This is a genomic window from Clostridium sp. CM042, assembly GCF_055080995.1.
The window spans coordinates 107,362-119,544 of the sequence record NZ_CM143646.1; the positions used below are offsets into that span (position 1 = coordinate 107,362).

Sequence of the window (12,183 nt, forward strand, 5' to 3'; positions counted from 1 at the left end):
TGATTTAATGGTGCTTAATTTAAAAATTCTAGACAATACTAACAAATAGAGATATTATAATATAAGAGAGGTACGAGAAATAACGTAAGAAGAAATGGGAGAGATAATATATGATGTATACTTTAATTGCCACTACTACTTTTGGAATAGAAGCAGTTACAGCAAAGGAACTAAAGGCACTTGGATACGAAGATTTAAAGGTTGAAAATGGAAGAGTAACGTTTGAAGGGGACGAAATGGATATTGCTATATGCAATACTTGGCTAAGAACTGCAGAAAGACTTTTTATAAAGATGGCTGAATTTAAGGCATTGTCTTTTGAAGACTTATTTCAAGGAACGCTTGCAGTTGATTGGGGTAATTTAATACCAGAAGACGGCAATATGCATATCGTAGGTAAATCTGTAAAATCACAACTCCACAGTGTGCCAGATTGTCAAGGCATAGTAAAAAAAGCGGTAGTTGAGGCTATGAAGAAAAAATATGATAAAGAGTGGTTTTCAGAAGAAGGACCTGAGTATAAGATAGAGGTTGCAATTTTAAGAGACGTAGTAACTTTATCAGTAGATACTTCCGGCACAGGACTACATAAGAGAGGATATAGAGAATATGCTGGTGAGGCACCACTAAAAGAAACTTTAGCTGCAGCCCTTGTGTTAATAAGTAAATGGGATAGCTCGAGAGTTTTAGCTGACCCACTTTGTGGTTCGGGAACAATTGCAATAGAAGCAGCTCTTATAGCTAAAAATATTGCCCCAGGGATAAATAGAAAATTTGTAAGTGAAACTTGGCCTAATATAGAGAGTGACATTTGGGAGCAAGTTAGGGAAGGTGCAAGAAAAACTGTAAGTCCTAATGAAGTTGAAATACTAGCTTCTGATATTGATGGAAGGCTATTAAAGACAGCAATTGACAATGCAGAAAAAGCAGGAGTCAAGGATTTTATAAAATTTCAAAAAATACCAATGCAAAGTTTTACGTCTAGGCAGAAATATGGAGTTATAATAACAAACCCACCATATGGAGAAAGATTAGGTGAGGCAGAAGAAGTAAAAAGACTGAATGTTGATCTTGGAGAGATGTATTCAAGCTTAAATGAATGGTCTTGCTTTGTTATAACAGCTAACCGTGAGTTTCAGAGGGATTTTGGAAAGAAAGCAGATAAAAACAGGAAATTATATAATGGAAGATTACTATGTTATTATTATCAATATATAAAAGAGATACCTAGGAAAAAAAGAGAAGACTAAGGGTGTATCAATATGAAAATTCTCCTGCGTGCCTTGCAATATGAGCTTGAAAAGTGAAATTTTATTAAGAAATTCTAATCTTTTGCGAATATAAAATTCTCTGACGTTCACACTCGACTTCCTGTCTCGGGTTCGCTAACCTGACGTCCTGTCAGGTTCACGAGAATTTTAGATTAGCAAAAGAAGAATTTCTAAATGAAATTTCAATGTTACTGCGCTTCTTATTGCAAGTCACTTTGGAGAAAGCTTATACTATTAGGCATGGTCCTGCGGGAAGATCGATTCGCTAGTCCGCTGTTGGAAGGGGTATGGGAATTTCTAAATGAAGATAAGACGAGGGATATATTATACATATATCCCTCGTCTTATTTTTGATTTATAATACAGCTCCGCAGGAGATGATTTAATGTTGAATATGAAACAAAATACAAAGTAAAATGTTGTTTTATGGTGTTAAATGGTACAATCTATCTATAAGTTGTTTCATAATCGTAGAAACGTGTGACCTAAATAAAAAAAAATTAAGTATTAATGACTAAAATTATTTGAGAAGGAGAGAGTTTTTATGAGTATTATTAATATTATTATTCCATTATTTTTTATTGCGATTATTTTAAAACAGGTAAGATATATGAAAGCATTAATAATGCCAACAAGAAAAAGGTATGTAGAAATTATTACCGTATTATTTGCTGTGATTATTTTCATAGGTATTACATATTTTTATGCGAATACCTGGGTTCATTATGTAACGGGGGTATTAGCTATTTTTATGTTTGTAAGCATGTGGATTAAAAAAGGAATTAACTCAAAAGGTTTCATATCAATGAATAGATGTAAAGAGAGTATATTATGGAATGAAATTGAAAAAGTTATGGTAATTAGTTCAAAGGATATAAAGGTTAAGTTAGCAGGTGGGTTTATGGAGCAAACATTTCATTTTAAAAAGAGTGATTACGATAAAGTGATTACTATTTTAAAGGAAAATTTACCTATACAAGCACAGTTACAAATAATCCTCAATAAATAAAGATATAAACAATATTCGTAAAGGGGTGAAATAGTGAACAATTTCTTTAAATATATGCTAAAACCTATGGCTATAATTTCATGTATACCATTTTTGGGGTTATTGATTTACTGGGGAACTCATAGAAAGGAGTTATTAGCAATAAGTATACTTTTATATTTTGGAATAATAATTGGTAATGTGACAAAATATTTTTATAAAGATAAATCTAAGATTTAATATATTACGTAACAATGGCATTATTCATATAATTTATTAATATTAGGAGGAGAATTTTGTGTCAGGATATAGAAAAAAGTAATATCATACATTATAAGAAGCGAGAAAAGATTGAAATTCCATTTGGAAATTCTTTTTTTGTGAATATTAAATGTAAAGGATATGTACCACATCCGTAGCCTACCGGATAAAAGATTTTCTTTGTGGCGATTATTGAGATTTATTAGTTTTTTTATCTGTCATCCCTTTTAGACACATATTAGGATAACTGCATAATAGTATGACATTCTCCGGAAGTGACTTGCAATCTCTTATTGCAAGTCGCTTCCGGAGAAAGTTATATGGATTAACCCTTTTTTTTATTCAACTCTTTCTAAAGTACTTTCGCTAGGGGTTATATACATAGTTTTATTTGTAGAGTAAATAACCATTCCAGGTTTTGCTCCTGATGGTTTCTTTACATTTCTCACCTGCGTATAATCAACAGGTACACTAGAGGAATTTTGGGATTTGCTATAAAATGCGGATAAGTTTCCAGCTTCTAAAAGGGTGTTTTCAGGTATATCACCAATGTTCTTAATAATAACATGAGAACCAGGTATATCCTTTGTGTGAAGCCACATATCGTTTTTATTGGCAAGTTTTAAAGTTAAAAAATCATTTTGAATATTATTTCTACCAACATAAATGTCAATGCCATCACTTGAGATGTAGTGCATAGGTTTGGTTGGTTTCGCTTTTTTACCTTTAGTGTGCTTTTTTAATGCAATATAGTCAGTTTCTATTAATTCATTTTTAATATCTTCAATTCCATTATAATTTTCTACATTTAGAATGTTAGTGAGTACAGAATGAAGATATTTTAACTCGTTTTCAGTGAGATTCATTTGAATTAGGCCCATTTCTTCTGCTATCTTAAATTTATTATATTTTTTGTAATAGTATTGAACATTTTGTGATGGAGTTTTGTTTTCATCAAGTTTAATTTTAATGTACTCACCATCTTCACTGTAATAATTTAAAAGATTAGCAACTTTGTCACCCTTTTTAAGGGAGTATATATTTGCAGTTAAGAGTTCACCCTGTAACTTATAGGTACCTTTAGTTTTACAGTCACTTAAGGTCGCGTTAAGTATTTTCACTTTTTTATCACAACGATTAATATTGTTGTTAACTATTTTTTGAAGGTTTGAGCTTTTAGAATTTAATCTATCGTGTTTATCTTTTCTAAAATAAAAAGTCTCTATTAACATAGACGGGGATTCAAATTCTTCAAAATCACAATCTTTTAATGAAGTAAGCTTTATACAATGGAAATCTTTTAGTTTATCATTCATAACATAGGAAGCTAAAAAAATATTATCACGCATGTTTTTAAAGGTGTTTATAGTGAAATCATAAATGTTTTTAGCGTGCGCTAAATCGAAATCATTATTGATAACGGAATACCTATAAACAAGCTCTGATGATAAATTCGAGCTTATTCCTGTAAAAGTACCAGTAAAAAACTTTTCGGCGAATGGTATGTCTTTATCTATTAGATATTTATAGAATTCATCATACTCAAAATTAAAAGGATCTAGTTTTGTGGAAGCGGGAGGGTATATATACTCTACACCTGTGTATAAAACTCGATAACTGTTGACGTCTGAACTAACATGCTTAATGCTATCCATAATTAAATTATCTCGAGTACGAACTAGGCTAATATTACTGTGCCTACCCATTATTTCAATTATTAATGAGTATACACTATCAAAACCTAATTCATCGCTGCTTTTAAAGTCAATAACTAGTAATCTATCTGAATTTAGTTGTCTTACATCTATGACTGAGGCAGTATTTAAATATTTTCTTAGAACCATGCAAAATTTAGGGGCCTGTATTGGGTTTTGCTTATTAAAGTCTGTAAAATGAATTCTAGGATAATTGGAGCTTGAACTTATTAATAACTTATAGACTTTTCTATTTTTTTTGAAACTTAATATAATTTCATCTTTTTCTGGTTGGGTTACTTTATCAACTCGACAATCTATGATTATATCTTTTATTTCCTCAACGAGGCTAGATAAATAAATTCCATCTAATGCCATATTAATCATCCTTTCCTTCTGAAATGTCGTTAAATCAGCATAAATTTATATTTATGCTTTGTAAATAATACATTATATAATATACTATTATTAAGATGTATAACTATTAATAGTATACCATTAAAGAAAATTATTGAAAAGTCATGGTATGCGGTTAGCAAAGAGGAGGAGTTATATGGAAATTATATATTTTACAAAAATGCAAGGAACGGGAAATGATTTTATTGTTATTGAAGATTTTGAGGAAAAGTATAACAATTTAGAGCAATTAGCTAGCAAACTTTGTGATAGGCATTTTGGAATAGGTGCTGATGGTATTTTAATGGTTAGAAAAAGTAATATAGCAGATATACAAATGATAATTATTAATGCTGATGGTTCATATGCATCTATGTGTGGTAATGGCATAAGATGCTTTGCTAAATATATTTGGGAAAAAAAATATGTGCAAGGCGAAAATATAAAAATTGAAACTGGTGATGGTGTAAAGATCGCAAGTATACGCATTAAAGATGGATTCGCTGAAAGTGTAATTATAAATATGGGGAAATATAATTTTAACACTAAGAGAATTCCAGCTTTAGAAAAGGGAGAAATAGTTAATAAAAAGTTAGAGATTAACAATAAGGAGTACTATATTACGTCATTGCTTATGGGTGTACCACATACTATTGTTTTTGGGAAACATGAAGATTATAAAGTAGAGGAAGGGAAATTAATTGAGAATCACGGTTTATTTCCTGAAAAAACAAATGTAAACTTTTGTGAAATAGTAGCTAAAAACATGATAAAGGTTAAAACTTGGGAAAGAGGTGCAGGGCCAACTCTCGCCTGTGGCACGGGAAGTTGTGCATCAGTGGTAGCAGCCAATAGATTAGGGTATATAGAGAAAAAAGTATCGGTACAGGTTCCAGGTGGATTACTTAATATAGAGATTGTTAAAGAAGAGGTTCTAATGGAAGGGCCTGCAGAAATTACATTCGATGGAAAATTTTTTCTAAATTAATTTGCATACAACTGTCTATTTACTAATAGTGCAGTTGTTTTTTTATGGAATTTGTTTTTTTAAAAGTGAATATAATTTCCAAAAGTGACAATGATTACAAATATGATGCGCTTTATAAAGTTTACATATTAAGGAAAGGTAAAATAACATGAAAAAAAATTTACTAAAGTTATTATTAGATAAAAACCTAATTACCGCAGAGAGTTATAAAGAGGTAAAGGAGATTTCACTTAAGAAAAATTGTAGTGAAGAACAAATAATACTGTATGACATAAAGATAGATTTAAATGCTCTTATTTCAATAGTAAAGAATGATTTTAGCATACCATGTGTTGATTTAGAATCTATTTGCACAAAGAATAAAGCATTTAATCTAGTTTCAAAAGAAATAGCAAAAAGATATTGTTTAATACCTTTTTATGATAAGAACAATGAAGTACATGTGGCTTTTTCAAATCCCTTCGAAATAAAGGTTATTGATGAACTAAAATTTATAACAAATAAAAAGATTAAAATATTCTTTGCCCTAGCTAGCCAAATCTCGGAAGCTATCGAGAATTGTTATGGAAAACAAATTGTCGATGTTGCAGTTGAAGAAATGAAACAAGAATACATGCTAGAAGCCGAGCAAAAAAATGAAGAGGGGAATTCAACATTTTCTATTGAAAACGCACCTGTTATAAGGATAACAAATTCCTTGCTTAAACAGGCTGTAAATGAAGAAGCTAGTGACATTCATCTGGAGCCTTTTAAGAATTTTACTATAATTCGAATGAGAGTAGATGGAATACTAAATGAAATAAACCAAATTCCTAGTAATGTATATAAATCATTATGTACAAGAGTAAAAATAATGGCAAATATGGATATAGCTACTAAGTTAATCCCATTAGATGGCAAGATAACTGAAAATATAGACGGAATAGACTACGATTTCAGAGTATCCTCGTTGCCAACGATGTATGGAGAAAAACTAGTTATAAGGGTTTTATACAAAGCAGAGAGATTCATTAATTTGGACTCATTGGGATTTAGCCCTGACAAAGTTATGCTGTTAAGGGATACATTAAAACTTTCTCATGGAATGATAGTGGTAGCGGGACCTACGGGAAGCGGGAAATCAACAACATTATATGCGCTACTAAATGAAATCAATAGTAAAAGTAAAAATATTATTACTATAGAGGATCCTATAGAATATAATATGCCTAGAATAAATCAAGTAAATGTAAATAATAAAGCGGGGCTTACTTTTTCAAATGGGCTCAGAAGTATATTGCGGCAAGATCCAGATGTAATAATGATTGGAGAAATACGAGATGAAGAAACAGCACAAATAGCTGTGAGGGCATCAATAACGGGACATTTAGTTTTATCAACGCTACACACAAATAATGCTAATACTTCAATATCGAGGCTGATAGACATGGGTATTCCATCATATTTGGTTGCGGATTCATTAGTTGTGGTATTAGCTCAGAGATTAGTAAGAAAATTATGTCCTTATTGTAAAATTGAATATGAGATTATTTATGAGCAATTTAAGCATTTAGGATTTTACGGGGGAGAAAAAGTATATAGTGCTTTAGGATGTAATAAGTGCAATGAAACTGGATATAAAGGCAGAACTGCGATATATGAATTATTAAAATTAGATAGTAATCATAAAGCTATTATAGCAAGGAGTGGAATAAGTGATGAGCTTTGGAAATATTGCAATGAAAAAAAATCAAGTTCGTTTATGGAGAGTTGTAAAGAGTTAGTGATTAATGGTGTAACCTCAATAGAAGAATTTGTAAATGCTACTTATAGCTATAATTTTGAATAAGGTGGTTGAAATAATAATAAGTCAAGTATGACAAGTGATAGGTGAAATATAATATGAGATATAAATACACGGCTAAAACCTCAAATGGAATTTTAATAAAGGGCAGTACTGAAAGTGATAGTACTTACGAATTAGCATTAAGATTACGTGAAAAAGAGATATTTTTAATAAAAAGTAGGCGTATAAAAAAAATAACTCAAATTTCTAGAAAACCTAATTTAAAAATAATATCTATATTTTGTAAGCAATTCTCAATATGTATTAAATCAGGTATACCCATATGTGATATTCTTAATTTGCTTTACGAGCAAATGCTTCATAAATCTATAAAAAAGAGTCTTATTAGCATTAGAGAAAACGTACAAAAAGGTAATTCACTATTTGTAAGTATGAAGAAGACTGTAAATGTATACCCCGAGTTTATGTTAAATATGATTTATTTGGGTGAGGAGAGTGGAAAACTGGATATAATCCTAGGGAAATTGTCTGAGTATTATGAAAAAGAATATAAGCTCTTAAAAAAGTTTACTAACTCTATGATTTATCCTTTTACAGTATTTCTAACATTAATGATTGTATCATTCTTTTTGCTTATAAAGGTAATCCCAGTATTTATTACAAATTTAAATTCTCTTGATGCAGATATTCCACTAATAACTAGACTTGTTTTAGAATTCAGTAACTTTGTGCGTAGTAATTTATTATGGATTTTAATAACTTTTTTAATTCTTGTTTTTGTTTTTATCGAATGTCTTAAAACAGAAAGCGGAAAGAGTATTTTTGACAAATTTAAATTTATGTGTCCAATAGTAGGTCCGGTGTATAAAAGGCTTATTTATACAAGGTTTTCTAGAGGACTTAATATTTTATTAAGTAGTGGAGTGGGACTACTAAAGGCTTTTGAAATAATTGATGATGTTATTGGTGATAGATATTTTAAGTTAAAGCTTAAAATAGTTTTTAATGATATAAAAAAAGGGGAAAGTTTATCAAACTCATTAAATGCAATGAACCTATTCCCACAATTTTTTGTGGCTATGATAAAAAGAATATAGTGCATTTAATAACATAGTACTTATAGTATTTTATGTTATATTTTTATGTCTAAAAATAACTGTGATTACTAGTAATATAGTTTGAATAAACATAGTAGTTGTAGTAAACTATAAGTAGAGAGAGTAAGATAAAAATATAATACATAAAGGTATGATTATAAAATGGAAGTAGTAAAAGTAAAAACAGAAGAAGGAAAAGAGAGATATTATGTGGCCGATAATGAAGGATTACCCATAGAACCTATATTAAAGTTTATTAGGTTTAAGGATAATACTAATTATGCTAGAAACACACTTAGGATGTATTGTCAGCATTTAAAACTATACTTCGAGTATTTAGAAGAACGAAAATTAGATTTCCAAAAGGTTAATATTGATGACCTATCATTGTTTGTAAATTGGTTGCAGAATCCATATAAGAGTTTGAAGGTTATACCAACACATCAAGTTGATGAAGTAAGAAGCCCAAGAACTGTAAATGTTATAGTGAATGCAGTTTTATCGTTCTATGACTATATTTTAAGAAATGAGGAATATAGCAATAATGTATCTGATAGACTTAAAAAGTTTGTATCGACACCAAGTAGAAATTTTAAAGGTTTCTTATATGGAATAGCTTACGAACAGAAAAAACTTACAAGTAATATATTAAAGCTAAAAGTTCCTAAGTGTAGACCTAAGACGCTTACTAAACAAGAAATAGAAACTCTTATTATAGATTGCAGTAATCTTAGAGATAAGTTTTTATTATCATTGCTTTATGAAACTGGAATGAGAATAGGCGAAGCTTTATCGCTATGGATTGAAGACTTTGATATAAGTGATAGGATAATAGACATTAAAGACCGTGGCCAACTTGAAAATAACGCTGAGATAAAAACAGTATCAAGTCCTCGTAGAATAGATATATCTCAAAATTTGGCCGACATATTTATGGAGTATATAGCTGAATATCATACTGAAGAAGTTGAAACTAATCATATATTCATAAAAATAAGTGGTGAAAACAGATATAAGGCCATGAACTATGTTGATGTTGATAATTTATTTAGAACATTAAAAAAGAAAACTGATATATACGTTACACCACATATGTTTAGGCATACATCAATAACTACTCTTAGAATGGCAGGTTGGCAACCAGAATTACTTAGAGTAAGGGCTGGCCATAAAAATATCTATACAACATTAAATACGTATGTTCACCCTTCGGATGAGGATTTAACCAAAGAATTTGAAAAAACTCAACCCAATTTGAGCTTAGATATTTACAATGAAGGAGAAGGTAATGAATAGTAATTTACATAAGATAAGAGTTGGCCAGCTAAATAAATATGAAGAAATAATCTCATATTTAAAACAGAATAACAAGTATTGGATAGATAATGATAAATGGGATATAACTAATAGCTTCTTTATGAACGGATTCGTTCATAAAATGAGACATATTAAATTTTCAAATTTTAGTAACATATTTTTAAAAAATGAACTAAAGTATTATATTCTTTATAATTTTAAAAATAATATATCAAGTAATAGATATCTTTGTTCGTTAGGAAATGTTTTTCATCATTTGGGCAAATTCACAAATAAATACTATTTTAATGCAAATAGTTTTAGTGAGATTGAATATAACGAATTCTATAAAAAGTGGAAGTTCTATTTAGTAGAACAAGGTATGAATACTGAGAAAACAACTAGTAATGGATTAGAAGTTATTAATATATTGTTCGTAATAAAGTTTATTACGAATTTTTATGATGATAGAGAAGAGAAAGAAAAGGACATATGGTATGCTAAAAATATTAAAGGCGTAAAAATTAGAGCAACTCAAAGCTCAAAATCTAATCGCTTAAATTTTAAGCAGATTCCTGAATATTATAGAGAAACAATAAAAAGATATTTTAGAACAATTATAACAAAAAAATCATTTAGTCATTGCTGTAACACTTCAATATTTTTAAATTACTTTTTTAAATCATTTTATTCAAGAGGGTATAATCACGGATTTCTAGAAAATCTAAATAGAGAAGATATTGAAAAATATATTTTACAATTACTAAATGATAGAAAAGGAATGAATAAGAATGGTACTACTCTTTATATAACAATAATAAGAACATTTTTAGAATACATTCAAATGGCTCAGTATAAACAAGCGCCTAAAAAGGAAGTTTCGTTTTTGATATTTAAAGACGACGTTCCCAAAAGAGAGCGAGATAGCGATAGGCTTAGACGAGGGGTTATGTTTATTCCAGAGCCGATTGTAAAACAAATTGATAGTGCTATTAAGGAGTTATCTAATATTGAATGTGTATCAGTTTATATTCTTTTAAGAGAAACAGGGTGGAGAGGTACAGATATTTTAAATTTGAGATACAACGATTGTTTAGAGCAAATATGGAATAATAAAGAACAGAAATATAATTATTATCTTTGTGGAGAGATAACTAAAACAGGGATATCTCAACTTAAAATACCTATAAGAGACAAAGTGGCTGAAATGGTTGAGAAATGTATTGAAAAGGCAAAAGAAAAAAGTAATGAAGATAACAACCCTGAGAAATACCTTTTTAATACGTACAAAGGGAGAGCAAAAGGACAACCTTTGTCTAAGTCTGTTTTAGTATATTCAATTCAAAAACTAATTAAAGAAAAAGATATTAGAGATGCTAATGGTGAATTATATCACTTTAAAACTCATTCACTAAGGCATACAAGGGCTAAGGAATGGATTGAGCAAGGTATGAGTATTAGTATTATACAGCAAATATTAGGACATACAAGCCTTCAAATGACTGTTCATTATGCTAGTGTAAGTGAGAATTTATTATATGAAAAGTGGAAAGCTACAGAGGACTTAGAATTGTTCAAAGTAAACATAGAAACTAATAAGCTGGAGCAAATAGATTTAAATTCAAAAGGTGGAGAAAATCTAATTAAATATGAATATGTTAAGAAGAATTTAGATGCAGTAAAAGTTCCTTTTGGAGTGTGCTTTAAACCTTCTAAAATACCATGTAAACAACAAATGAATCATTGTCTAACTTGTGCTAGTTTCTGCACTACAATTGAGAATATACCTGAATATGAGGAAGAAATAGAACAAGTAAGAAGGCAAGTAGAAATTAGTGAAAAGTGTGGTAGAGACTTGTGGGCTGAAAAGAACAGAACATACTTAAAATTATTAGAAGAAACACTAGAGAAGGTTAAAGAACATAAATTGGTTCATAAGAATGGAAAGACAAGAGAGGAGTTTCAATAATGGCTGGAAATACTAAAGGATTAAAGAAATATGCAGAAGAAAAAACTAAAATAACTTTAGAAAAAGTAGATAAAGCCATTAGAGAGCTTTCTTTAACTGAACAAAATATTAACTTTAATAGTGTTTCTCAATTAGGGGGAGTTTCTAAAACTTTCCTTTATAATAATGAAGATATTAAGAAAAGAATAGAAGATCTGAGACAAAAACAAGTTAGTAGAGAAATTAATAAAAGGGTTAAGTATGATAAAACAACTAAATCAAAAGATATTATCATAATGGCTAAAGATAAAAAGATTAAGGAACTTCAAGAAGAAAATAAGAAGTTGAAGGAACAATTAGAGATTATTAGAGGGAAATTGTATGGAAAGTTAATATAAAAATAACAACTAACTTATCGTATTTAGTAATTATAATGCTATAATTAGAATAAAATATAA

11 protein-coding genes are annotated in these 12,183 nt (G+C 29.4%); 10 read left to right on the plus strand and 1 reads right to left on the minus strand.

Annotated elements, in window-relative coordinates; translation table 11 throughout:
• The first annotated feature begins 110 nt into the window (after positions 1-110).
• The 4 genes from ACWJJ7_RS00575 to ACWJJ7_RS00590 all read left to right on the plus strand — a co-directional run bounded on the left by ACWJJ7_RS00575 (position 111) and on the right by ACWJJ7_RS00590 (position 2,678).
• A complete protein-coding gene (locus tag ACWJJ7_RS00575; RefSeq protein WP_462963455.1) occupies positions 111-1,250 on the plus strand; it encodes a THUMP domain-containing class I SAM-dependent RNA methyltransferase in 1,140 nt (379 codons plus the stop codon).
• A 565-nt stretch (positions 1,251-1,815) separates the two neighbouring features.
• Entirely contained in the window at positions 1,816-2,280 is a 465-nt protein-coding gene (locus tag ACWJJ7_RS00580; RefSeq protein WP_462963456.1) for a hypothetical protein, read from the plus strand.
• A 54-nt stretch (positions 2,281-2,334) separates the two neighbouring features.
• Positions 2,335-2,499, plus strand: coding sequence for a hypothetical protein (locus tag ACWJJ7_RS00585; protein WP_462963457.1), 165 nt, complete (start codon positions 2,335-2,337; stop codon positions 2,497-2,499).
• 56 nt (positions 2,500-2,555) lie between these two features.
• The gene (locus ACWJJ7_RS00590; RefSeq protein WP_462963458.1) at positions 2,556-2,678 is read left to right on the plus strand and encodes a hypothetical protein; all 123 of its coding nucleotides are present in this window, start codon (positions 2,556-2,558) and stop codon (positions 2,676-2,678) included.
• Between the two features lie 180 nt (positions 2,679-2,858).
• On the opposite strand, the gene ACWJJ7_RS00595 is transcribed toward ACWJJ7_RS00590, so the two are convergent.
• Positions 2,859-4,592, minus strand: coding sequence for an Rqc2 family fibronectin-binding protein (locus tag ACWJJ7_RS00595; RefSeq protein ID WP_462963459.1), 1,734 nt, complete (start codon positions 4,590-4,592; stop codon positions 2,859-2,861).
• A gap of 184 nt (positions 4,593-4,776) precedes the next feature.
• Between ACWJJ7_RS00595 and dapF the strand changes: the two genes are divergently transcribed.
• The 6 genes from dapF to ACWJJ7_RS00625 all read left to right on the plus strand — a co-directional run bounded on the left by dapF (position 4,777) and on the right by ACWJJ7_RS00625 (position 12,123).
• Entirely contained in the window at positions 4,777-5,598 is an 822-nt protein-coding gene (dapF, locus tag ACWJJ7_RS00600; RefSeq protein ID WP_462965051.1) for a diaminopimelate epimerase, read from the plus strand.
• A 148-nt stretch (positions 5,599-5,746) separates the two neighbouring features.
• Positions 5,747-7,426 (plus strand): GspE/PulE family protein, encoded by a 1,680-nt coding sequence (locus ACWJJ7_RS00605; RefSeq protein ID WP_462963460.1) that lies wholly within the window; start codon positions 5,747-5,749, stop codon positions 7,424-7,426.
• 53 nt (positions 7,427-7,479) lie between these two features.
• The gene (locus ACWJJ7_RS00610) at positions 7,480-8,481 is read left to right on the plus strand and encodes a type II secretion system F family protein (RefSeq protein WP_462963461.1); all 1,002 of its coding nucleotides are present in this window, start codon (positions 7,480-7,482) and stop codon (positions 8,479-8,481) included.
• 162 nt (positions 8,482-8,643) lie between these two features.
• Positions 8,644-9,777, plus strand: a complete 1,134-nt coding sequence (locus tag ACWJJ7_RS00615) for a tyrosine-type recombinase/integrase (RefSeq protein WP_462963462.1) — start codon at positions 8,644-8,646, stop codon at positions 9,775-9,777.
• A complete protein-coding gene (locus tag ACWJJ7_RS00620; RefSeq protein WP_462963463.1) occupies positions 9,770-11,746 on the plus strand; it encodes a tyrosine-type recombinase/integrase in 1,977 nt (658 codons plus the stop codon). Before ACWJJ7_RS00615 ends, ACWJJ7_RS00620 begins: the two co-directional genes overlap by 8 nt.
• The gene (locus ACWJJ7_RS00625) at positions 11,746-12,123 is read left to right on the plus strand and encodes a DUF6262 family protein (protein ID WP_462963464.1); all 378 of its coding nucleotides are present in this window, start codon (positions 11,746-11,748) and stop codon (positions 12,121-12,123) included. The genes ACWJJ7_RS00620 and ACWJJ7_RS00625 overlap by 1 nt, the downstream gene beginning before the upstream one ends.
• Positions 12,124-12,183: the final 60 nt, after the last annotated feature.